Source organism: Kribbella aluminosa (assembly GCF_017876295.1).
Lineage (GTDB): Bacteria > Actinomycetota > Actinomycetes > Propionibacteriales > Kribbellaceae > Kribbella > Kribbella aluminosa.
Genome location: NZ_JAGINT010000002.1, coordinates 2641545 through 2663622, shown reverse-complemented (window position 1 = coordinate 2663622; position 22078 = coordinate 2641545). Strand labels below are relative to the sequence as shown.

General features: G+C 69.3%; 20 protein-coding genes. 9 read left to right on the top strand and 11 right to left on the bottom strand.

Annotated features, from left to right (window positions below; genetic code table 11):
* Positions 1-37: 37 nt before the first annotated feature.
* From JOF29_RS34045 to JOF29_RS34035, 3 genes are read right to left on the bottom strand one after another with little or no spacing between them, the layout of a single operon-like run.
* The gene (locus JOF29_RS34045; protein ID WP_209698473.1) at positions 38-1663 is read right to left on the bottom strand and encodes an extracellular solute-binding protein; all 1626 of its coding nucleotides are present in this window, start codon (positions 1661-1663) and stop codon (positions 38-40) included.
* A 30-nt stretch (positions 1664-1693) separates the two neighbouring features.
* Positions 1694-2611: a carbohydrate ABC transporter permease gene (locus JOF29_RS34040; RefSeq protein ID WP_209698472.1), complete on the bottom strand. Its 918-nt coding sequence runs from the start codon at positions 2609-2611 to the stop codon at positions 1694-1696.
* A complete protein-coding gene (locus JOF29_RS34035; protein ID WP_307863826.1) occupies positions 2608-3480 on the bottom strand; it encodes an ABC transporter permease in 873 nt (290 codons plus the stop codon). The genes JOF29_RS34040 and JOF29_RS34035 overlap by 4 nt, the downstream gene beginning before the upstream one ends.
* A 191-nt stretch (positions 3481-3671) precedes the next feature.
* Here JOF29_RS34035 and JOF29_RS34030 point away from each other — a divergent pair, with 191 nt between their 5' ends.
* From JOF29_RS34030 to JOF29_RS34015, 4 genes are read left to right on the top strand one after another with little or no spacing between them, the layout of a single operon-like run.
* Positions 3672-4838: a LacI family DNA-binding transcriptional regulator gene (locus JOF29_RS34030; protein ID WP_209698471.1), complete on the top strand. Its 1167-nt coding sequence runs from the start codon at positions 3672-3674 to the stop codon at positions 4836-4838.
* Positions 4816-5469, top strand: a complete 654-nt coding sequence (locus tag JOF29_RS34025) for a response regulator transcription factor (RefSeq protein WP_209698470.1) — start codon at positions 4816-4818, stop codon at positions 5467-5469. Before JOF29_RS34030 ends, JOF29_RS34025 begins: the two co-directional genes overlap by 23 nt.
* Positions 5460-6716: a HAMP domain-containing sensor histidine kinase gene (locus JOF29_RS34020; RefSeq protein ID WP_209698469.1), complete on the top strand. Its 1257-nt coding sequence runs from the start codon at positions 5460-5462 to the stop codon at positions 6714-6716. Before JOF29_RS34025 ends, JOF29_RS34020 begins: the two co-directional genes overlap by 10 nt.
* 39 nt (positions 6717-6755) lie before the next feature.
* Positions 6756-8009: a COG4705 family protein gene (locus tag JOF29_RS34015; RefSeq protein WP_209698468.1), complete on the top strand. Its 1254-nt coding sequence runs from the start codon at positions 6756-6758 to the stop codon at positions 8007-8009.
* 51 nt (positions 8010-8060) lie between these two features.
* On the opposite strand, the gene JOF29_RS34010 is transcribed toward JOF29_RS34015, so the two are convergent.
* From JOF29_RS34010 to JOF29_RS34000, 3 genes are read right to left on the bottom strand one after another with little or no spacing between them, the layout of a single operon-like run.
* Positions 8061-8813, bottom strand: coding sequence for an ABC transporter ATP-binding protein (locus JOF29_RS34010; protein WP_209698467.1), 753 nt, complete (start codon positions 8811-8813; stop codon positions 8061-8063).
* A complete protein-coding gene (locus JOF29_RS34005) occupies positions 8804-9892 on the bottom strand; it encodes a FecCD family ABC transporter permease (RefSeq protein ID WP_209698466.1) in 1089 nt (362 codons plus the stop codon). Before JOF29_RS34005 ends, JOF29_RS34010 begins: the two co-directional genes overlap by 10 nt.
* A gap of 5 nt (positions 9893-9897) precedes the next feature.
* Positions 9898-11124, bottom strand: a complete 1227-nt coding sequence (locus tag JOF29_RS34000) for an ABC transporter substrate-binding protein (RefSeq protein WP_209698465.1) — start codon at positions 11122-11124, stop codon at positions 9898-9900.
* Positions 11125-11261: 137 nt separating this feature from the next.
* Between JOF29_RS34000 and JOF29_RS33995 the strand changes: the two genes are divergently transcribed.
* From JOF29_RS33995 to JOF29_RS33980, 4 genes are read left to right on the top strand one after another with little or no spacing between them, the layout of a single operon-like run.
* Entirely contained in the window at positions 11262-12191 is a 930-nt protein-coding gene (locus JOF29_RS33995) for an ABC transporter ATP-binding protein (protein ID WP_209698464.1), read from the top strand.
* Positions 12188-13021, top strand: a complete 834-nt coding sequence (locus JOF29_RS33990; protein WP_209698463.1) for a hypothetical protein — start codon at positions 12188-12190, stop codon at positions 13019-13021. The genes JOF29_RS33995 and JOF29_RS33990 overlap by 4 nt, the downstream gene beginning before the upstream one ends.
* Before the next feature lie 53 nt (positions 13022-13074).
* Positions 13075-14367 carry a sensor histidine kinase gene (locus JOF29_RS45690; RefSeq protein WP_209698462.1) on the top strand — a complete coding sequence of 431 codons (1293 nt, stop codon included), beginning with the start codon at positions 13075-13077 and terminating at the stop codon, positions 14365-14367.
* Positions 14364-15023 (top strand): response regulator, encoded by a 660-nt coding sequence (locus JOF29_RS33980; RefSeq protein WP_209698461.1) that lies wholly within the window; start codon positions 14364-14366, stop codon positions 15021-15023. The genes JOF29_RS45690 and JOF29_RS33980 overlap by 4 nt, the downstream gene beginning before the upstream one ends.
* On the opposite strand, the gene JOF29_RS33975 is transcribed toward JOF29_RS33980, so the two are convergent.
* Entirely contained in the window at positions 14977-16959 is a 1983-nt protein-coding gene (locus JOF29_RS33975) for a hypothetical protein (RefSeq protein WP_209698460.1), read from the bottom strand. The genes JOF29_RS33980 and JOF29_RS33975 overlap by 47 nt on opposite strands.
* A gap of 86 nt (positions 16960-17045) precedes the next feature.
* Between JOF29_RS33975 and JOF29_RS33970 the strand changes: the two genes are divergently transcribed.
* Positions 17046-18245 (top strand): alpha/beta hydrolase family protein, encoded by a 1200-nt coding sequence (locus tag JOF29_RS33970; protein ID WP_209698459.1) that lies wholly within the window; start codon positions 17046-17048, stop codon positions 18243-18245.
* A 497-nt stretch (positions 18246-18742) separates the two neighbouring features.
* On the opposite strand, the gene JOF29_RS33965 is transcribed toward JOF29_RS33970, so the two are convergent.
* From JOF29_RS33965 to JOF29_RS33950, 4 genes are all read right to left on the bottom strand, one after another.
* Positions 18743-19405 carry a hypothetical protein gene (locus JOF29_RS33965; protein WP_209698458.1) on the bottom strand — a complete coding sequence of 221 codons (663 nt, stop codon included), beginning with the start codon at positions 19403-19405 and terminating at the stop codon, positions 18743-18745.
* A 314-nt stretch (positions 19406-19719) separates the two neighbouring features.
* The gene (locus tag JOF29_RS33960) at positions 19720-20019 is read right to left on the bottom strand and encodes a PadR family transcriptional regulator (RefSeq protein WP_209698457.1); all 300 of its coding nucleotides are present in this window, start codon (positions 20017-20019) and stop codon (positions 19720-19722) included.
* A 26-nt stretch (positions 20020-20045) separates the two neighbouring features.
* The gene (locus tag JOF29_RS33955) at positions 20046-20951 is read right to left on the bottom strand and encodes a decaprenyl-phosphate phosphoribosyltransferase (protein ID WP_209698456.1); all 906 of its coding nucleotides are present in this window, start codon (positions 20949-20951) and stop codon (positions 20046-20048) included.
* Positions 20948-22057: a phosphodiester glycosidase family protein gene (locus tag JOF29_RS33950; protein WP_209698455.1), complete on the bottom strand. Its 1110-nt coding sequence runs from the start codon at positions 22055-22057 to the stop codon at positions 20948-20950. The genes JOF29_RS33955 and JOF29_RS33950 overlap by 4 nt, the downstream gene beginning before the upstream one ends.
* Positions 22058-22078: the final 21 nt, after the last annotated feature.

Here is a 22078-nt window from a genome sequence, read left to right as displayed (position 1 = left end):
GTGTTCCTTCCGTAAAAGGTGGTTCCGGTTCGGACGGTCAGCGCGAGGACTTGAGCGCCTGAGCGAGTTCCTCGGCGATCTTGTCCCCACCGTCACTCTTCCATTTCTTCACCGCGGGTGCCCAGGCCGATACCGGCTTGCGGCCCTGCACGATGTCGTCGGTGACCTGCCCGATCGCGTCGTTCAGCTGCTTGTTCTTGCGGTTGCCGGTCTCGGAGTACAGACCGGCCGCCGGGTTGTCGAGGGCGGTCGGGACGACCCCCTTCATCGCGTTGAACTGGTTCTCGGCGCTGCCCACGTGCTCGGGCAGGAAGATCGTCCACGGCGCGTCCGCCTGGTACATCAGACCCAGCTGGACCTCGCTGAAGCCCTTCGCGTTCAGCACCGGGTTGCCGTTCACCAGCCTGTGGTGCACGCCGGCCAGGCCGAACTTGCGGAACAGGTACTCCTGGGTGCCGAACGGCGTCGCCAGGAAGTTCAGGTACCCGAGCAGCGCCTCGACCCGGCTCTCGGCCTTCTTGCTGACCGCGGTGACGCCGATCGCCGGCGCGCCCAGCCAGATCGTGCCCTTCCCGGACCCGTCGTGCTTCGGCGGCGCGATGATCGCGATCTCCGCCTTCGGGTCGGTCATCGTCTGCAGGTACGTCGGCCAGCCGCTGAAGGTGTCCTGGACGAGCGGGCTGGAGCCGTTCGCGAACCGGGTCTTCATGTCCAGGTTCTGCCCGGAGTACGCGTCCGGGTGGATGTAGCCCGACTTCCAGAGCTGCTGCAGGATGCCGAGCACCTCCTCCTGCGCCTCGTGCTCGAGCGAGCTGACCAGCTTGTCGCCGTCCTTGCTCCAGGTGTTCGGGACGTCGAACATGTTCCGCACGAACTGGGTCGGTGCGGTGGCCAGTGCGAACCGGTTCAGCTTCTTGTTCGTCAGCGCCTTGCAGAGCTCGAGGAAGTCGTCCGAGCTCTTCACCTCCGCCTTCAGACCCTGTGCCGCGAGGATGTCGCCGCGGCTGTACATCACCTGCGAGCTGATCGCGCCGCGCGGAACCGGGACGCCGTAGATCTTGCCGTCGAAGATGCCCGAGTTCCAGGCGAGCTCGGGCAGGTTCGCCAGGTACGGGTACTTCTTGACGTTGTCGCCGGACAGGTGCGCGGTCAGGTCGACGGCCTTCGCGGCCAGCATCTGCGGCGTCTGCGGCACCGCGCCGACCGTGAAGATGTCGCCCAACTGGTCACCGGCGACCACGGTGGCGAACTTCTTGTCGTAGTCCACCGACGGCGTCAGGTTCACCTGGACCGGCGACCCGACCCGCTTGTTGAACTCCTGCCAGAACGTGTTCTGCTCGAGCTTCGGCGGGATCGGCGTGTTCGTGTACGTCGTGACCGTGATCGGCTTGCCGTCGCCCGGCGCCTGGGTGATCGCCTGGACCGGGTCGGCCGGGTACTTGTTGAACGCGTCCGGGATCTTGTACTCGGCACCGGCAAGGTCCGGCTTGACCCCGTCGTACCGCTCGTACGCCGGCCGGATCCTGGTCTTGCTCGCCTCGTCGTTACCCGCTGACGACGCACCGCGGCCGTTGTTGGAGCAGCCGACCGTGCCGGCCAGCCCGAGCGCCGCACCACCGGCGAGGACGGCCCGGCGGCCGAGCCGCGCATCGTAGACACTCATGGATGTTCCTCTCTGAGAAGACTTTCGGGGTCAGCCCTTGACGGCGCCGGTGAGGACGCCCTTCGCGAAGTGGCGCTGGATGAACGGGTAGACGCAGAGGATCGGGACCACCGAGATCATCAGGATCGCCATCTGGATCGAGGTCTGCGGCGGTGCCGCCTCACCCGAGAGCCCGAGGTCCTGGCCGCCGAGCTCGACGCCGTTCACGACGTACGTCCGGAGCACCAGCTGCAGCGGCCACTTGGCGCTGTCGTTGAGGTAGAGCATCGCGTTGAAGAAGCTGTTCCAGTAGCCGACGCCGTAGAACAGGCCGATCACCGCGATCACCGCCTTGGACAGCGGCAGGCCGATGTAGCGGAACAGCTTCCATTCCGACGCGCCGTCGATCCGCGCGGCGTCGATGATCTCGTTGGGCAGGCCAACGAAGAACGAGCGCACGACGATCACGTTGAACGCGCTGACGCTGACCGGCACGATCACTGCCCAGAGGCTGTTCAGCAGACCGAACTGCTGGACCACCAGGTACGACGGGATCAGCCCCGGGTTGAACAGCAGGCTGATCAGCACCAGCAGGAGCAGCGCCCGGTTGCCGACCGTGCCGCGGCGGCTCAGCGCCCACCCGAGGGTGCAGGTCAGCGCGACCGCGATCGTCGTACCGACGACGGTGACGAAGCCGCTGACCAGCAGCGCCTGCGTCACGGTCCCGCCGGACAGGATCGAACGGTACGCCGTGAAGTCGATCCCGCGCGTCGGGAACATCACGAACCCGCCGGCCTTGGTGACTTCCTCGGCCGGAGCGAGGCTGGTCGAGATCACGCCGACGAACGGGAGCACGACGATCGCGCAGATAATGGTCAGGAACACCGCCTTGACGGCGCGCTCGGTGACGCCCGGCATCGGCATGCCGCCGACCATGGTGCGGGACTGTCGTTGCGATGTGGTCTTCATCCGCGGTACACGCCTTCCTCGCCGAGGCGGTGGGCGATCTTGTTGGCGGACAGCACCAGGGCCAGGGCGACGGCACTCTTCACCAGGCCGACCGCCGCTGCCACCCCCCAGTTGCCGCCGAGGATGCCGTTGTTGTAGACGTACGTGTCGAGTACGTCGCTGGCGTCGACGCCGACCGCCTGCTGCTGCAGGATGATCTGCTCGAACCCGACGGTCAGCGAATCCCCGAGCTTCAGGATCAGCAGCAGGATGATGATCGGTTTCAGCCCGGGCAGCGTGACGTGCCAGGTCTGCCGCCAGCGCCCCGCGCCGTCCACCGCCGACGCCTCGTACAGCGAGCGGTCGATCTGGGACAGCACCGCCAGGAACAGGATCGTCGCCCAGCCGGTGTCCTTCCACAGCACCTGCGAGGTGAGCAGCGCCCGGAACGCCTCCACGTTGCCGATGATGTGCATCGGGCTGTACCCGTGGCTGCGCAGCCAGTTGTTGATCATCCCGGTGCCGCCGAGCACCTGCTGGAAGATCGCGACCACGATCACCCAGGACATGAAGTGCGGCAGGTAGATGATCGTCTGCACGAACTGCCGGAGCTTGTTCGACAGCAGGCTGTGCAGGACCAGCGCCACCACGATCGGCGCCGGGAACACGATGACGCTCTGAATCAGCGTCAGAATCAGCGTGTTCTTGACCGCGTTCAGGAATTCCGGATCACCACTGAAGATCACCGAGAAATTCTGGAAACCGGACCACAGACTCTTACCGACACCCAGGTACGGCTGATAGTCCTGGAACGAGATGATATTTCCCCAGAGCGGATAATACTGGAACGCCAGTATTATCAGCAGACCCGGGACGGCCAGCAGCAACACGGGGTAATCACGCCTCAAACGCGTTGCCAGCGAGCGCTTTTCACCCACAGACTCTCCTCTGGTCGGCGGTCCGAATAAAAAGTGATCGATCCACTTCTGAGCCGGTAGCTAACCGCAGCATTGTTTGGGTGTCAAGACCTCGGTGATAGGCTGCGGGGCCTCGGATGATCCCGGGGAGAAGGAGGGGGTTCGTGGCAGAGTCGACATCCAGACGGCCGGCGACCATTCACGAGGTGGCCAGCCTGGCCGGTGTCTCGCACACCACGGTGTCCCGCTACCTGCAGGACAAGGACAGCCTCAAACCGAAGACCCGGGTGAAGGTGGAGTTCGCGGTCAAGACCCTCGACTACCGGCCGAATCTGGTGGCCCGGTCGATGCGCACCCGGCACACCAACCGGCTCGCGATCGTGCTTGCCTACGGCATGCACTTCCCCGGCCGGCTGCTCGCCGCGGCCTCCCGGACCGCGCACGAGGCCGGCTACCAGGTCGAGATCGTCAGCGTCGAGGGCGGGCCCGCGGCGCGGTCGGCCCGGATCGACGAGCTGGCCAGATCCGGTCAGGTCGAGGGCATCCTGGCGTTCTCCCCGATCACCCTCAAGGGCAAGAAGACGAACCGGGTGCCGATCGTCGAGAGCGGTGCGTACGACGACAAACTGCACAGCCTGGCCGAGCTGGCGGACGCGACCCCGGTCCGGGAGATCATCGAGTACCTGGCCGGCCTCGGGCACCGGACCTTCCTGCACGTCTCCGGCGACATCGAGAACTTCGCCTCGGCGCGGAACCGGAAGCGCGTCTACCTGGAGACCGTCGAGCGCCTCGGGCTGCGGTCGGCCGGCGTCGTCGACGGCGACTGGTCCGCGCAGCGCGGGTTCGACGCGATCACGGCACTGCCGGACGGCACCGACGTGACCGCGGTGGTGGCGGGCAACGACGTGGTCGCGATGGGCGTGGTGCGCGGCGCGCTCGCCCGCGGGTGGAGCGTGCCCGGCGACCTCAGCGTGTTCGGCTGGGACGACGAGGAGATCGGCCGGTTCGCCACCCCGTCGCTGTCGACCGTCGCCGTCGACCGTGAGGCCCAGGGCCGGGCCGCGATCCAGCGGCTACTGGCCGAGATCCGCGGCGAGCCGGCCCCCGACGCTGCCGGAACAGAAGATCAACCGCCTCATATTCCGCGAGTCGACCGCACCCCCACCGAGCCGCTGACCGGCCTGCCACCCTCAGCACGACCGTCCACCCGCACCGCAACCGCCCCAAGCTGCATCACACCTCGAGGTAGAGCACGCTCGCGGCGTACCGCTAAGCCGGCGCACAGCTACGGGCCGGTAGTTTGCTTTGGTGGCGATAGTTGCGGTGTGTGAGGACGATCGTGCGTTGCGTGGCGTGCTGCGGCGGGCGCTGGAAGGTGACGGGCACTCGGTCGTTGCCGCTGCCAGCGGCCGGGAGCTGCTGGCGCAGCTGGAGCCGGCGCCGAACGTCGTGGTCCTCGATCTGGGGCTTCCGGACGCGGACGGGCGGGACGTGTGCCTGGCGTTGCGGGCGCACGGCGTGGATGCGCCGGTGCTGATGCTGACCGCGCTGAGTGGGCTGCATCACAAGGTGAGCGGGTTCGAGGCGGGCGCCGACGACTACCTGACCAAGCCGTTCGACGTACCGGAGCTGCTGCTGCGGGTCCGGGCGCTGCTCAGGCGGACGACGGTGAACGTCACGGTCGACGAGGTGATGCTGGATCCGACGAGTCACGAGGTACGGCGGGGCGATGACGGGGAGTCGTTGACGCCGACCGAGTTCCGGCTGCTCGGGCGGCTGATCTCGGTTCCCGGTGAGGTGGTACGGCGGCACGCCCTGGTCGCGGCGGGCTGGCCGCACGGGGCGTACGTCAGCGAGAACACGCTCGACTCGTACCTGCGCCGGGTGCGGGTCAAGCTCGACCGACTCGGGATCGCGGAGCGGGTCGCGACCGTCCGCGGGGTCGGCTACCGATGGGACTGACCGGTTTCCGCGGACGGATCGTCTCCCTCGCGGTACTGACCGCGACGCTCGTCGTCGCCGTGCTCGTGGTGCTCAGTCACGTCCTGCTGACCCGTGCGACCGACGCCGACACGCGGACACTCGCACGCACCCGCGCCGAGGCGGTCGCCGCGACGGTCGAGGTGGTCGGCGGGAAGCTCCGCCTGGTCGAGGGCGCCGGCGACGCGTTCGACACGGTCACCTGGGTGTACGCCGACGGCCACCTGATCGACGGCACCCTGCACCCGTCGACCTCCGACGACGTACAGCGCCTCGGCGGGTCCGGCCAGAGCGAGTTCGTGACCACCCCGCAGTACCTGCTGTACGGCGTCCCGCTCCCGATCCAGGGGCAGCACGTGACCGTGGTCGTGATGGTGGACCTCACGCCGTACGAGAGCTCCGAGCAGCGCAGCCTGGTGATGTCGCTGATCCTCGGGGCGTTCGCGATCGCGCTCGCCGCCGTGATCGCGTACGTCGGCGTCAGCCGCTCGCTGCACGTCGTCCGCCGGATGTCCGCGCTGGCCGACGAGTGGGGCGACCACGACCCGGACCGGCGGTTCCGGCTGGGGCCGCCGCGGGACGAGTTCGGCGAGCTCGCGCAGACCTTCGACCGGCTGCTCGACCGGGTCTCGGACACGATCGCCGACGAACGCCGGCTGACCGACGAGATCGCCCACGAGCTACGGACCCCGATGTCCGTACTGCGCGGCGAGGCGCAACTGGCGGAGCTGTCCGGCGCCCAGGTCGACCCGCAACTGGTCCTCACCGAGACGGACCGGCTGAGTACGGCGGTCAGCGCGATCCTCGACGCCGCCCGCTCCCGGATGCCCCGCGAGGCGAGCTGCCGGCTGGCATCGGTCCTGGAACAGGTCGTGGAAGGCCGGGTCGTGGACCTCGACCTGCCGCCCGACCTCGAGGTGGCGGTCCCCGCCGACGTGGTGGTGGCCGTCCTCGCGCCGCTGCTCGACAACGCCGCCCGGCACGCCCGGAGCAGCACGGCGCTGACCGCGGAGACGTACGACGACCACGTCGTCGTCCACGTCCTCGACGACGGCCCCGGCTTCCGGGAGGACGAACTCGAGCGGGTCTTCACGCCCGGCCACAGCCGTACCCGGGGCCATGGGCTCGGGCTGGCGGTGGTCCGCCGGATCGCCACCGCGACCGGGCTCACGGTCCGCGCGGTCGCCGACGGCCGCGGCCACGTCGAAGTGCGGTTCCCGAGGCGCTAGTCAGGTTGTCTGCAGGTTGCGCGCGCGAGGGTGGGGAGCATGACTACCAACACCGCAACCCGCACAGCGACACCTCGTGTGTTGCTGAACAAGGTGCCCGAAGTCACAATCTGGTTCTGGCTGATCAAAATTCTCTGCACGACCGTCGGCGAAAGTTTCGCGGACTGGATTAATATGCAGCTCGGCGTCGGGCTGGGCATGACCGCGGTGATCTTCACCGTGGTGTTCGCGGCCGTCCTGATCTGGCAGTTCAGCACGTCCCGTTACAAGCCGGCCGCCTACTGGTCGACCGTCGTGGTCGTCAGCGTCACCGGCACGCTGTACACCGACATCCTCACCGACCAGCTCGGCGTACCGCTGTGGATCAGCACCTCGGTGTTCGCCGTCGCGCTCGCGGTGGTGTTCGGGATCTGGTGGGGGCGCGAACGCACGCTGTCGATCCACAGCATCGTCAGCAAGCCCCGTGAGGCCTTCTACTGGCTGGCGGTGCTGGTCACCTTCGCGCTCGGTACGGCGGCGGGCGACTGGACGCTCGAGCTGACCGGCTGGAGCCCGGGTGTGTCCGTGCTCCTGCCGCTGGCGCTGATCGCGATCATCGTCGGCTGCTGGCGGATGGGCGCGAACCCGGTGCTGGCGTTCTGGCTCGCGTACATCCTGACCCGCCCGCTGGGCGCGAACCTGGGCGACTGGCTCGCCTCCCCGAAGGTTCCGGACAAGGGCCTCGGCCTCGGCACGCTGGTCACCAGCCTGATCTTCCTGGCCGCGATCCTGGCCACTGTCGTGTACCTGACGATGACCAAGTCCGACGTGATCGAGGGCCACGAGCACCGCGAGCGGACGCCGAAGTACCACCGCAAGCACCTCGAGTGGCCGATGGTCGGCGTGATGACCGCGGCCGCCGTCGCCGCCGGTTTCGTGCTGAACTGGGCCTCCGCGCAACCGCACGCCAACGCCGCCGCCGAGGGCGAGGGCCCGAACCCGGCGTCGAACCTGCACCTGAGCTCGAAGCAGGCACTGGCGCACTTCCCCGCCGCCGACGTGGCGAGCTTCCGCACCATCGTGGCGGGCATGAACACGGCCCTCGCGAAGGGCGACCAGGCCGCGCTGAACCAGGGCGTCGACGCCTACGAGAAGGCCTGGGACGACGACCAGCCCAAGCTCCAGCCGCTCGACGGCAAGGCCTGGAGCTTCATCGACAGCCAGAACGACGGGCTGTTCACGTCGGTCCGCGAGAAGAAGGACCCGACCGCCGAGAAGGTCGCGGTCGCGGCCCTGCTGAAGACCTTCGGCTGATCGAGCGACAGGGCGCCGTCCCCCCAAGTGCGGCGCCCTGTCCCGGCCGGGTCAGAGGCTGTCGGTGACCGCGACGGTCAGGGTGCCGTCGGGCGTGCGATGGACGGACCCGGCGACCTGATAGACGTCGCGCAGCATCTCCGGCGTGATGACCTCGGCGGGCGGCCCGGACGAATGCACGACGCCGTTCGCGAGGACGACGACGTGATCGGCGACCCAGGCCGCCAGCGCCAGGTCGTGCACCACGGTGAGTACGGCGGTCTGCTGGGTCGTCGCGATGTCGCGGACCAGCCGGAAGACCTGGAGCTGGTTCCTCAGGTCCAGGTTGCTGGTCGGCTCGTCGAGCAACAGGACCCCCGGCCGCCTGGCCATCGCCTGGGCGAGGCCGACGAGCTGCCGTTGGCCGCCGGACAGGTCGGCCAACCGCCTGGTGGCGAACGTGTTCAGGCCGAGCGCCGTCAACGTCGTCGCCACCTGCAACTCGTAGCTGCGCTGCGGACCGGAGTACCGTCCGATGCGCAGGGCGAGCATGACGGCCTCGAATACCGTGATCGAACTCGGCGGCGGCGGGTCCTGGGGCAGGTACAGGATGTCTCCCGAGCCCGCGCCGCCGCTCACGGCGACCTTGCCCTGGACCCGGTGGAAGCCGGCGATGCAGCGCAGCAGCGTCGACTTGCCGGAGCCGTTCGGCCCGATCACCGCGGTCACCTCGGCCGATCGGACCGCCGGCAACGTCACCCCGCGCAGGATCGGCGTACGGCCGTAGCCGAAGGCGAGCTCGTGCACCTCCAAGGTCAGGCCCACAGCTGCCGCCGTCTGGAGAGGATGAGACCCAGGAAGACCGGTACGCCGACGATCGAGGTGATGATCCCGACCGGGATGATGACGCCCGGTACCAGGAGCTTGCTGACCAGCGACGACGCGACCAGCAGCAACGCACCGCCGAACATCGAGGCGGGCACGAAATGCCGGTGGTTCTCACCGACCAGCATCCGGGCGACGTGCGGCCCGACCAGGCCGACGAACGCGATGCTGCCGGCGATCGCGACTCCGGTCGCCGCGACCAGCGAGATCCCGGCCAGCACCACGATCCGCACCTTCGCGACGTTGACGCCGAGCGCACGGGCCCGGTCGTCGCCCAGGCGCATCGCCGTCAGCTGCCAGGAGGCGCGCAGCAGCAGCGGTACGGCGATCGCGAGCACCACCGCCATCATCGCGACCTGCTGCCAGCTGGCCCGGCTCAGACTGCCCAGCGTCCAGAACACCACCTGCTGCAGCTGCGCGTCCGAGGCGACGTACTGCAGCAGGCTGAGCAGGGCGGTGAACAGGAACACCATCGCGATCCCCAGCAGCACCATCGTCTCCGTGTGCGGACCCCGAATGATGCTGAAGGCAATGATCACCGCGCTGGCCAGCATCGCGAACACCCACGCCATCCCGGCCGTGCCCAGCAGGCTGCCGAGCGGCAGCGCGGACAGCCCGGCCACGAGGCTCAGCGCGGCGCCGAAGCTCGCGGCGGCGGACACCCCGAGCGTGTACGGCTCGGCCAGCGGGTTGTTCAGGATCGTCTGCATCTCGGCCCCGGCCAGCGCCAGCGCGGCACCGACCAGCACTCCGGTCGCGGTCATCGGCATCCGGATGTTCCAGACGATCTGCTCGTCGATCGTCGGCGCATGCCACGGCGTGAAGAGCGCCCGTACGGTATCGGCCAGTCGCAGCCCCTCGCCACCGACCATGACATCGCCGACGACGGCCACCAGCAGCAGGAGTCCCAGACCGGCGACCGTCAGCCGCCGGCGACGCTGCTGGATCCCATGATCGCGGACGACTTCGGCCGCGATCGCCTCCGGCCCGGCCTCGATCACCGAGGTCACTGCGGTCACCGACGTCACCGCGGAAGCTCTGACCAGAACGTCCCCCGGTACGGCAACGGCAGGAACTTCTCGTGCAGCTCCCTGATGGCGACGTCCGGGTCGATGTCCTTGAACAGGTCCGGGTGCAGCCATTTCGCGAACCACTGGATGGCCAGGAAGTTGTACGGCGAGTCGTAGAAGTGGTGCCACACGACGTACGTCCGCTGCGCCCGGACCGCCTTCAGCTGATCGAATCCGGCCTGCTTGTGGACGATCGAGGCCAGCTGCGCACTCGCCTTGGCCGGGGTCTCGTCGTACCCGAGCGGTACGAACGTCCCGGGCTTGGCCGGAGTACCCGGCACCCAGTTGGCGCCGGTCGCGATGATCACGTCGGGATTGCGGGTCAGCACCGTCTCCGGGCTGATCGTGCCCTGCGGCGTCTTGAGGATCTCGTCGGCGAGGTTCTTGCCGCCGGCGAACGTGACCAGCTCGGCCAGGTTCGACTTCGAGAAGCTCGAGCAGCAGTCGAAGTACCCCGGAGCGCGCCAGAGCAGGGTCGGGGTGGGCGGCTGCTTGGCGGCGTCGAGCCGCGACCGGACGGTGCCGACGGCCGACTCGTAGTACGTCGCGAACGCCTCGGCCTCGGTCGTCTTGCCCAGCACCGTCCCCATCAGGCGGACACTCGGCACGGTGTTCTTGAGCGGATCGTCGAAGTAGTCCACGGCCACGGTCGGTACGCCGACCTTCTGCAGCCGGTCGACGATCCCGGCGTCCATCGCCGCCTGGTAGCTCGACGCGCTCAGGAAGAACACGTCCGGCCGGAGCTTGAGCACGGCCTCCAGCGAGAACGAGCCGTCCCAGACGTCGCCGATCCGCTGGATCTTGTCGATGTCGGGGAACTTCTTCCGGAACTCGTTCAGGGTGTCCGGGTCGTTCTGCTCGAGGTCGGCGGGCATTCCGACGATGTGCTCCAGCGGGTTCGCCTTGTTCAGCAGCGACGTCGTGTAGAGCAGGCGCCCACCGTCGAGCAGCACCCGCTGGGCCGGGACCGGGACCTCGACCTTGCGGCCGAGTACGTCGGTCACGGTCTCCTTGCCGGATCCTGTGCCGGATCCTGTGCCGAAACCTGGGCCGGATCCGGACGGTTCGGCTCCCGAGGACGACCCGCCACAGGCAGCGAGTGCGACGGTCGCGAGGACCGCCAGCAGACCCCAGACCGGGCGCCGCCGGGCGGGGCGAAGTCGATCGTGAAACTTAGGCATGCCTTACCTTAACCACAACAACGACCACGGTCGACACCGGACCTCGGGCCCGACGTAGTACCGCGGTACGACGGGCCGTCCGAAGATCGGGCCGCGGTACTACGGTTCCCACCGTCGGTGGTCCCTAGGTTGGCTCCATGATCGAAGCGAGGCAGCTGACGAAGCGGTACGGCGAGACGACGGCGGTCGACGGGCTGGAGTTCACGGTCCGGCCGGGCGCCGTCACGGGGTTCCTGGGGCCGAACGGCGCCGGGAAGTCGACGACGATGCGAATGATCCTCGGACTGGACGCGCCCACCAGCGGGTCGGTGACGGTGAACGGCAAGCACTACCGGGACCATTCGTCGCCGTTGCAGGAGGTCGGTGCGCTGCTCGAGGCGAAGTCGGTGCATCCCGGCCGGTCCGCCTTCAACCACCTGCTCACCCAGGCGCAGACGCACGGCATCCCGCGCCGCCGGGTGGACGAGGTGATCGAGCTGACCGGCCTGCAGTCGGTCGCGAAGAAGCGGGCAGGTCAGTTCTCGCTCGGCATGGGTCAGCGGCTCGGCATCGCCAGCGCGCTGCTCGGGGATCCGGCGACCGTGATGCTGGACGAGCCGGTCAACGGGCTGGACCCGGAAGGCGTGCTGTGGATCCGCAACCTGCTCACCCGGCTCGCCTCCGAGGGGCGGACGGTGTTCGTCTCCTCGCACCTGATGAGCGAGATGGCGCTGGTCGCGGACCGGTTGATCGTCGTCGGACGGGGCCGGCTGCTCGCCGACACGACCGTCGACGAACTGGTCCAGCAGGCGGGCGGTGACGCCGTCCGGGTGGCGACCGCGAACCCGGCGAAGCTGCGGGACGCGCTGGCCGGTCCGGGGGTGCAGATCGTCGGCCAGGCCGGGTCCGAAGAGCTGGAGATCACCGGTCTGCCGGCCCGCTCCATCGGCACGAGGGCCGCCGAGCACGGGATCGCGCTGTACGAGCTGACCACCGTGAAGGTGTCGCTCGAGCAGGCGTTCATGGACCTCACCCGCGACGACGTGGTGTACCACGGCACGACCGATCTCGAGGAGCGTGCCGCATGACCGCGATCGCACACAAGGAACCCGTAGCCGCCACGAAACCGGCGTACCGGGTCACCGGTTCGCATGTCCTGCAGTCGGAGTCGACCAAGCTGTGGTCGTTGCGGTCCACCTGGATCACGCTCGGACTGGCGATGCTGTTCCTGGTTGCCTTCGGCATCATTGCCGCCTGGCGCTACCACCACTCCTTCACCTCGGGCCGGCCGATGGACCCGGACTTCGCGGACGCGACCGCGTTGAGCCTGTCGCTGTTCGGCGTACCGATCTCGCAGCTGGCCCTCGGGGTGCTCGGCGTCCTGGTGTCCGCGGGCGAGTACTCGACCGGGGCGATCCGCTCCACGCTCGCCGCGGTCCCGCGCCGGTTGCCGGTGTTGTGGTCGAAGGCAACGGTGTACGGCGTGGTGGCGCTGGTCCTCGCACTGGTCGGGTCGTTCGTTGCCTTCTTCGTGGACAGCGGGATCCTGCACAGCACACCGGCGGCGCTGACGATCTCGAGCAGCGGGGTGCTGCGGAGCCTGCTCGGGGCAACCGTGTACCTCGCACTGATCGGCGTCATCGGGGTCGCCCTCGGCGCACTGCTGCGGTCGGTCGCCGGCGCGATCTCCGTGCTGGTCGGGGCCCTGATGCTGATCCCGGGCCTGATCTCGCTGCTGCCGACGTCCTGGCACAACGCGATCCAGCCGTACCTGCCGAGTGTCGCGGGCGAGTCGATGTTCTCGCTGCAGCACGGGCCGCACACGCTGTCGGCCGGTCCGGGTTTCCTGGTGTTCGTGGCCTGGACGGCGCTGGCGCTGGCCGGTGCGGCCTGGCGGCTGTCCCACAGCGACGCCTGAGCGGCAGCTGAGAACCGTCCACTGCCATGGACATCGACGGTCACAATGGAGTCGTGACGACGGCGCTTGGTGGACAGATGCCGCCGGTCGACCCTGATCCGCTGTGGCGCCACCCCTGGGTGGTCAGCCTCAGCCAGGTCGCCCGGCGGCTCCGCCGCGCCGATCGCGCACGCCCGTGGGTTCTCGACACGCTCGTGGTGGTCGGTGCTGTGCTGCTGTTCTGCGTCCCGGACCAGTTCCGCGGCGGCGATCCCCGGGAAGTGGCAGGTGTCTTCACGGAGCTGCCCCGCTGGGGCATGATCGCGCTCCAGGCCGGCCTGATGCTGCCGCTGTTCGTACGGCGGCGCGCACCGATGACCGCGTTCGTCCTGACGGCGGCCGCCTTCGTCGTGCAGTGGTCGCTGCTGGTGTTCCTCCGGGCGGACGTCGCGGTGCTGATCGCGCTCTACAGCCTCACGCTGCACAGCTCGCTGCGCCGGCTGCTCTGGGCGTCGGCGATCACGATCGCGGCGTTCACGTTCGCGGTGATCCGGATCGCGGGGATCGTGTCGGTCGCCGAGATCGCGTTCTTCCTGGTGATGGCGATGACCGCCGCGATCGCGCTCGGCCTGGTGGTCCGGATCCGGCGCTCACAGCTCGCCGCGCTCCGGGACCGGGCCGCCCGGCTGGAGATCGAACGCGACCAGCGCACGCTGCTCGCGGTCGCCGGCGAACGGGCCCGGGTGGCCCGCGAGATGCACGACATCCTCGGCCACAACCTGTCGGTGATCATCCGGCTCGCGGACGGCGGCGCGTACGCGGTCCGGGTGCATCCGGAGCGCACCGCGCAGGCGCTGACGCTGATCGGCGAGACCGGTCGCGAGGCGCTCAACGACCTCCGGCGGACGCTCGGTGCGCTGCGCGACGAGACTGCCGTACCGGAGCTCAGCCCGCAGCCCGGGATCGCGGACGTCGACGCGCTCTGCGAACGGTTCCGGGCCGCCGGTCCGCGGGTCAGCTACCGGACCGCGGGCGAGTTCCCGGCCGACCGCGGTCTCCAGCTGGCGGCGTACCGGATCGTCCAGGAAGCGCTCACGAACACGCTCAAACACGCCGGCCCGGACACCGATGCGCGGGTGTCCCTCGAGGTCGTGCAGCAGCGGCTCCGGATCCAGGTCGAGGACACCGGGCCTGTCGACGTACCGCTGACCCCTGAAACGACTGCTGAGTCCGCTCCTGGGCAAGGTCTGATCGGCATGCGGGAGCGGGCGGCGCTGTACGGCGGTGTCGTGCGCACCGGCCGGACCCCGGCCGGCGGCTGGCGCGTGCAGACCGAGCTCGACCTCGCCCCGCAAAGGACACCATGACCACGGTCCTGATCGTCGACGACCAGCCGCTGCAGCGCCTCGGCCTCCGGATCCTGCTCGAGTCCGTCCCGGAGACGCAGGTCGCGGGCGAGGCCGGGAGCGGTTCGGAAGCGGTCCGGCGGACCGCCGAGCTGCACCCGGACGTGGTGCTGATGGACATCCGGATGCCCGGCATGGACGGTATCGAGGCCACCCGCCGGATCGTTGCCAGCGGCAATCGCTCGCGGATCCTGGTGCTGACCACGTTCGACCTCGACGAGTACGCGCACGCGGCGCTCCGGGCCGGGGCGAGCGGGTTCCTGCTGAAGGACGCGCGGCCCGAGGAGCTGCTCGGCGGTATCCGCGCGGTCGCGGCCGGCGACGCGATCATCGCGCCCGCACTGACCCGGCGGCTGCTCGACACGTACGCGTACCAGCTGCCCGGCGCGGCCCCGGACGGCGGGCGGCTCCGGACACTGACGGACCGCGAGCGCGAGATCCTGATCGCGATCGGCCGCGGCTGGACCAACCCGGAGATCGCCGCCCGGCTGCACCTGTCCGAGTCGACGGTGAAGACCCACGTCGGCCGCGTACTCGCGAAGATCGGCGCCCGGGACCGGGTTCAGGCAGTCATATTCGCGTACGACGCGGGTCTTGCGTCGCCGAATCCCGCATAGCGTGCACGAGCAGCGGAAGCGCCACGGCACAACAGATCCCGAGCACGATGACGCCCGAGTCGTTGGCCGCCATCCCGACCACGGCGGTCACCAGGCAGGCCGCGATACACGGCCGGAGGACCGGTTCGGTGTTGAGGACTTGAGCCGCCCGAAGTCGTTCCGGGCGGATCACCAGCACGGCGGTGAGCAGGACCACGAGTGCGACCAGTACGGCGAGCCACGGCCGGCCGGCGAACGACTGCACGTTGGCGTCGACCTTGCGGTGCAGGGTGCTGCCGGCAGTTCCGTCGAACACCTGCTGCACGAAGTTGCCGAGGTGCGAACGGCGGCCTGATCCTCGCGACCAGTCGAGCAGCGCGATGCCCACGACGGCCGCGACCGCTCCCGCGCCGATGATCAGCACCCACCGGGCGCGGACCCGAATCCCGGCGACCGCCACGACCAGGACGGCGACGCCTGGTACGAGCGCCAGCACTCCCCCGAAGTCCGCGCCGTACGACGGCCATCCGTCCGCCACCACCGCGGCCAATCCGATTCCGGCGACGCACAACACCGCCCAGCGCCGGGGTAGCACGCTTGCGACCCACGCACCGCTGATCAGAACGGCCATCGCCAAGGCACCGAAGGCGACGTTCCCGACCCCGTAGAACCGTCCCGCGTCCAGCGGCGAGAGCCCCCACAGACTGGACAGCTGCAACCGCGACCCGGTCACCACGTCGGCCGCCAGAACCACCGCCGTCACCGCGGCCACGAACCCTGCCGACCCGAGCCGCTGCCGCCGCCACGGACCGAACCTGGCCACCGTGCCGACGATGACTGCCCAGCCGATCACGCCGATCCACAGCACCAGCGAGGCGGCGGAGAATCGCCACCACTGCAGGAGATTCGCCAGGAACGATGCTACGGGCAACGAGGCGCTGACGAGGAGCAGCCAGCGCGACCGCCCGAACGCGATCAGCAGACCGCTGGCAACCAGCGCACCAACACCGGCGAGCCAGTAGAACGCCGTGACGTTGCGATCAATCGTCTGCGCCGCACGATCGAACTGCCCGAGCTGTTGGACCAGCGCCTGCGGATCACGCGGCGCCCCGGACTCGGTCCGCAGTACCGAACCGACGGCTCGATCAGGCGAGGCGACCCCCAGCGCCGAGAGCACGGTCGGCGTCAGATCGGTGAGTTGTACCAGTCCGCGGTGGCGGGTCGAGTTCGCATCGAGCAGACCATTCCCACCCCCATGGACCAGCAACGCCTGCAGATGCGGCGCCGTTCCGTCAGGCAGACCTACGATCACTAGCTCAGCCGACGGCACGGCGGCGCGCACCTTGCCGATCTCCGCGTCCACGGCAGCCAACGGACCGCCGCCCAGATCGACGACCGTCAGCGGACAGGCGTTCAGATCAGCACCCTGCAACTGTGCTGTGTAGTGCGCGACCTGGCCGCGGGCATCAGCGAGCGCAAGACCCGCCCCCGGGCCGACCGCCGTCGCGCACCCGCGCTGGGCGGCCCCCGCGGCCAGCAGTCCGAATTCCGGGTCGTACGACGACTGCGTCCCCAGCATCTCGATGTCGGACCACCGCGACACACTCCCCCGCGCGACCAACCCGCCCGGAGCAACGCAGCCACCGCTCTCACCCCGCGGCGCCGCCGTCCGTACGCCGGTGTTCAACGTCAGCCAGGCATCCGCAGCACAACCGACCACATCCACCGTCCGCACCGACACGGCCGCCACCGCCGACTCCCCGACCAGCCGCCAGAGATTCGGCGTCCCACTAGCCGACACATCGGACCACTTGAGCCCATCCACCCCAACCAGCACGACCTGCGCCGAGCCGGAGGTGGCGTGCACCGGACCAGAAGTGGCGGACGCCTGCGCCGCCGCGCCAAGGGACAGGAACCCGAGCAGCATTGCCCCCACGCCACGCACAAGCCGCCTCATGGCGGCGACGCTACTGGCGGTTGCCTGAAAAGAAACTGAGCGAACTGGTACGTGTCGCGTAGTACGCAGCGTGTACTATGGCCGTCATGCGGAGACATCGGTGGTTGCGACGGGTACTGATCGGGATCGGCAGCGTGATGGTGCTGCTGGCCTGGTACATGCTGGCGATGGCGGCGTTCGGTGCGCGGCAGGTGGTGCTGCCCGAGCTGACCGGGAAGTACCAGGTCGGCCGGACGAGTTTCGAGTGGGTCGATGCCGGGCGCGCCGATCCGCTCGACCCGCACCACGGACCGCGCCGGCTGTCCGTCTGGCTGTGGTACCCGGCGCCGGCGGACGCGCAGGGCGCGCATCCGGCGTACACCCCGGGGCTCTGGTCGAAGCTCGCGTTCGGCGCGCCGGCCGGCTGGTTCGAGACCGACTTCGGCAAGATCCGGGTGCGCTCGATCGACGGCGCCGCGGTGGCCGGCGGGCGATTCCCGGTCGTCGTTCTCGAGCCGGGCCTCGGGTTCGCCGCACCGCAGTACAGCGCGCTGGCCGAGAGCCTCGCGAGTCACGGGTACGTCGTCGCCGGGCTCACGCCGACGTACAGCGCGAACCTGACCGTGCTCGGCGGGCAGGCCGTCACGAGCAACTCCCAGGGCAATCCCCCGGATGCCGGCGGGCACACCGGGGAGAGCCAGCGGACCGGCGACCGGCTGGCGACCGAGTGGGCGACGGACGCGCGGTTCGTCGCCGGGCAGGTGGTCGCGCTCGGGGGGACCGGGCAGTTCGGCGGGAAGATCGAGCCGAAGGTGGCGTACGTCGGGCACTCGTTCGGCGGAGCGTCATCACTCGAGGCATGCCGGGTGGACCCGCGCTGCGCCGGCGCGGTCGACCTCGACGGCACGCAGTTCGGCCAGGTCGTCGGCACCGGGCTCGCGAAGCCGTTCATGATCCTCGGCGCCGAGGACTCCTGCACCACCGGCACCTGCGGCTCCAAGGCCACCGACCAGGGCGGCGAACAGGCGACCGCCACACAGTTGCTGAAGGCAAGCACGAGCCCGCACTGGCTGGTCGTGGTCTCCGGCGCCCACCACCTGAACTTCACCGACTACGACCTGTACTTCCTGGGCCGGCCGTTGCGCAGCCTGATCGGCCTCGGCAGCATCGACGGCCGCCGGGCGCTGACGATCCAGAACGACTACGTCACGACGTTCCTCGACCACGCCGTACGCAACGCCCCGCCGGCCACCATCGACACCCTACGCACCACGTACCCGGACGCCACGCTGACCGCGCCACGCTGACCGCCCGGACCGAGGTCGATCACCTGGCCGGCCCCCGGATCCCCAGGCCATCACAACTGCGCGACCGCAGCACTCCTGAGCGTGCCACGATCCACCCGACGCCAACTGTGATGGCCTGGCGATCCGCCACCCCCACGATCCACAGGTCCCACCCACCACGACCCGTCTCACGACCCCGAACCGGGACAACCACCCGCACATCGAGCAGAAGAGCCCCCCACTTCAGGGGTTCACCTCGCACGTTGCCCGTTCACCCGCCGCATGCCGTTGGTGAAGGGGCAAGGTGGTGGGTGAACCTCTTGAATGGTGTCCGCGACACCGGGGGTGGAGCCGCTTGCCGCGCTGGTGCTGCTGGACCTGAAGTGGTCCTCGATCCGGCAGGCTCCATATGGTGGGTTAACCTGCGAGTTGGCCCGTTCGCTGGTGGTATGCAAGCGGCGAACGGACAAGCTCAGGGGTGAACCGCTGGAATCGCGGGCACTTCCACGGATCCAGGCTTAGACGGTTCGGACCTCGGCGAGGTCGCGGACCGTGCCGTTCACGGCGGCGGCGAGTGCGAGGACAGTGCAACCGCCGAGCACGCCGGCGAGGTCGCCGGTGCCGGCCAGCGCAGGCATCAGGATGGTCAGGCCGCTTCCCGCGAGGCCCGCGGCGGTCGTCCACAGGCCGAGGCGGAGGCGGCGTGGGCTCGGTACCGCGACCGCCGCGAGATCGACGTCCGCGACGGTGCGGATCACCTGGCCGGCGATCAGCATCAACGCCAGCCACCAGGCGGCGACGACCGCGAGCTTCACCACGGCCGGTACGGCGAGATCCCGGTGCACTGCGACCACCACGCCCGCGCCGAGTGCGACCGGCACGGCGATCCGCCGGGCCGCGAGGACCGCCAACTGAACGATCGAGCGCAGCCGGGGAATCGGCAGCGCGAGCAGGAACCCGAGGAACGTCATCGTGTCGCAGACCGTGAGGATCCACGAGTGCGCCAGCGCCCGCGGCACCGCGCCGGTCAGCTCCAGCACGGCGTGTGCCGTCAACCACCCAGCCGCCGTGACGACGACCGTGAGCGCGGCGACCCGGCGCCGGCGTTCGACCATCGAGTCGGCCGGCCAGATCGCCGGATGCAGCCACATCCCCACAATCGCCCAAACGAGCTGCGGCATCCCCCGCCACCCCGCCCGATCCACCTCACCCGTCAGATCCGCCCCCCACCGCTCCCGAAACGGCCGAGGATAAAACCGCACCAACAACCACCCAGGACCCCACCGAACCCGTCGCACCCCGACCCCCGGCCCGGTCCCATCCGCGTTCGACGACCGGACGCCGTTCGAACCACCGCCGCCACCATCACCCGCGGCTCCGTCTCCAAAACCCCGCCGCGCCCCGGTCACGTCCGCGTTCGGCGAGCCGACGGTGTTCGAATCACCGTCGGCGCCATCGCGTGCAGCTCCGGGCCCGGCGCCTCGTTGCCTGCGGTTCACGTGAGGTGCACCCCAAGGCTGCGGAGGCCGGCGGTTGCGACCCGCGCCATTGCCCGCAGTTCCTTCTCCAGGAGCTCGCGGCCCGTGGGGGTGAGTTGGACGGGTCGTTGGCGGCCCTGCTCTTCGAGGGTTTCGATCAGGCCTTTGGCCTCCAGGCGGGTGAGTGCGCCGTACAGGCTGCCGGCGCCGAGGCGTTGGCCGGTCAGCTCCTCGATGGCGTTGTTGATCGCGTAGCCGTGCTTCGGGCCGTCCGCCAGCACCGAGAGCACCAGCGTCTGGGAGTCGTTGGCCTGCATCCGACTACGGTACTACGTGGCGCGTATCAAGCGCAGTACAGCCCGACCCCGAGCAGCGCCGCCCAGCTGAGCCCGGCGACCAGCAGCACCCGGTCGCGGAAGATCTCGTGCTCGGGCTCCTCACCGCGCCCGGTCGAGACCAGGAGGGCGTACCGCAGCAGCCCGGTGAAGAACGGGAGGAACGAGATCGCGAGCAGTTCGCGGTACACGTCGTGGCCGAGATACTGGAACGCCCACATCCCGTACGACATCGCGGTCCCGAGCAGTGCGACGGTCATCACCTGGTCGAGCCAAGAGCTCGAGTACGCCGCCAGGACCGGACGGCTGACCGCGTTGCCGGCCGCGTGGTACTCGGCCTTGCGCTTGCCGGTGACGAGGAACATCGCGCCGAACAACGAGACCAGCAGGAACCAATGCGACACCGGCAGCCCGGTAGCCGTCCCACCAGCGGCCGCCCGCAGTACGAAACCCAGCGCGACGATGATCAGATCGATCACGGCGACATGCTTCAGCCCGGAGACATACAGCACCTGTGCGATCAGGTACGCCGCCGCCAGCGCGAAGGTCTGCCAGCCAAGACCGCTCACGATCGCAAGCCCCAGCAGGGCGGACGTGACGCCGAACACCGCCGCGACCAGCGGGCTCAACGCACCGGAGGCGACCGGCCGGAGCCGTTTACGCGGATGCCGCCGATCGTCGGGCGCGTCCCGGATGTCGTTGAACGCATAGATCGCCACCGCCAGCAGGATGAACCCGGCAGCTGCGATCGCAGCCCGCAGTACGATGCCGGGCGACTCCAACGCACCGGCAGCAGCCGGCGCGGCGAAGAGCATCACGGCCTTGTGCCACTGCTGCGGCCGACTCAGCCGCAGCAGGGCGCGCGCCGTACCCTCCTGCTGGACAACGGGAACTGGTGTCTGAACGCTGGTCATTTCGCCGTCACATAGAAGAAGTCACGCTGGTCGTCGACCAGGTAGCGGTTGGCCGGAGAGCTGATCGACGGCAGCAGGCGGTGCCCGGTGACCGTGCCGTTCGGCCCCGGCTGCTCGATGCCGAAACTCACGATCGCCGAGTGGATGTCGAGTTCCATGCCCTGCACGATGCCGGCCTGGTGCATCGCCGCCGCCAGCGTGGCGAGCGTGAGCTTGCTGCCGACCACGTAGATCAAGTTGCCGTTGGCATCGGTTCCGAGACCGGACCGCCAGGTGTACTGGAACTGGCTCTTGACCGTTCCCCAGCGACCGTTCGCGTTCACCGTCAGCCCGGGCACGACCTGGCCGTCGGCAATCACCGGATCGAGGTTCTGCCGGACCGCGACGACGTCCTTCGTCATCCGTACCGTCCGGTTCCAGGTACCGATCCGCGCCGAGCCGTCGCGGGAGATCACCACCGACGCGCGGCCGTCGACCAGCGGTACGGCGGCGGACTCGGTCGTCCACCAGCCGCCGTGCGAGTCGTTCATCTTGAACCCGGCGTTGAACGTCGCCACCAGGGCCGACCGGTCGGCTTGTGGCACGGAGTACCCGGTCTTGGACTGCATCCCGACGGTCGGCTCGCGGGTGCCGGGCTGCAGGTGCAGGTGGTAGGTGTTGCGCGGCATGAGCGCGGCCGCGGCCGTCACCGGCAGGTGGCCGGGGTCGACGCGGAACCAGTTCGTCCAGATCAGCGGTACGCCGGTCGTGGACTGCCTCGCCACCGACCAGGCGCCCTCGTGTGGAAGCGCGGGGATACCCGGCAGCAAGTGGACGGCCGGCAACCCGGTGGACGTCGGGCGCACCCCTGGCCGACCGGTCGTCGGAGCCGGAACGGTCGCGGGCGTGGTGACATCGATCGGTGCGCCGGTTGCGGGTGGCTGCTGGTGCGAGTACTTCCAGGTCTCGATCGCGTCGATCAGACCGCCGCCGCCGTGGTCGCGGAACCATTCGACGGTCCGCACGCTGAAGCTCGCGTTGCCCGGGTAGAGCAGCGCGCGGACGTACGAGACCGCGGGGACCACCAGCAACAGGCAGATGGCCAGTGCGATCCACCGTTTACGCAAGCGCCGCCGCTTCCGGTTCAT

Excerpts from the sequence above, each read along its gene's own strand:
- JOF29_RS33990 (WP_209698463.1), top strand. The coding sequence starts at position 12,188 with ATGACCGCGATCGCACACAAGGAACCCGTAGCCGCCACGAAACCGGCG.
- JOF29_RS33965 (WP_209698458.1), bottom strand. The coding sequence starts at position 19,405 with ATGCCGCAGCTCGTTTGGGCGATTGTGGGGATGTGGCTGCATCCGGCG.
- JOF29_RS33980 (WP_209698461.1), top strand. The coding sequence starts at position 14,364 with ATGACCACGGTCCTGATCGTCGACGACCAGCCGCTGCAGCGCCTCGGC.
- JOF29_RS34020 (WP_209698469.1), top strand. The coding sequence starts at position 5,460 with ATGGGACTGACCGGTTTCCGCGGACGGATCGTCTCCCTCGCGGTACTG.
- JOF29_RS34000 (WP_209698465.1), bottom strand. The coding sequence starts at position 11,124 with ATGCCTAAGTTTCACGATCGACTTCGCCCCGCCCGGCGGCGCCCGGTC.
- JOF29_RS33970 (WP_209698459.1), top strand. The coding sequence starts at position 17,046 with ATGCGGAGACATCGGTGGTTGCGACGGGTACTGATCGGGATCGGCAGC.
- JOF29_RS34045 (WP_209698473.1), bottom strand. The coding sequence starts at position 1,663 with ATGAGTGTCTACGATGCGCGGCTCGGCCGCCGGGCCGTCCTCGCCGGT.
- JOF29_RS34040 (WP_209698472.1), bottom strand. The coding sequence starts at position 2,611 with ATGAAGACCACATCGCAACGACAGTCCCGCACCATGGTCGGCGGCATG.
- JOF29_RS34015 (WP_209698468.1), top strand. The coding sequence starts at position 6,756 with ATGACTACCAACACCGCAACCCGCACAGCGACACCTCGTGTGTTGCTG.
- JOF29_RS33975 (WP_209698460.1), bottom strand. The coding sequence starts at position 16,959 with ATGAGGCGGCTTGTGCGTGGCGTGGGGGCAATGCTGCTCGGGTTCCTG.
- JOF29_RS33995 (WP_209698464.1), top strand. The coding sequence starts at position 11,262 with ATGATCGAAGCGAGGCAGCTGACGAAGCGGTACGGCGAGACGACGGCG.
- JOF29_RS33960 (WP_209698457.1), bottom strand. The coding sequence starts at position 20,019 with ATGCAGGCCAACGACTCCCAGACGCTGGTGCTCTCGGTGCTGGCGGAC.
- JOF29_RS33955 (WP_209698456.1), bottom strand. The coding sequence starts at position 20,951 with ATGACCAGCGTTCAGACACCAGTTCCCGTTGTCCAGCAGGAGGGTACG.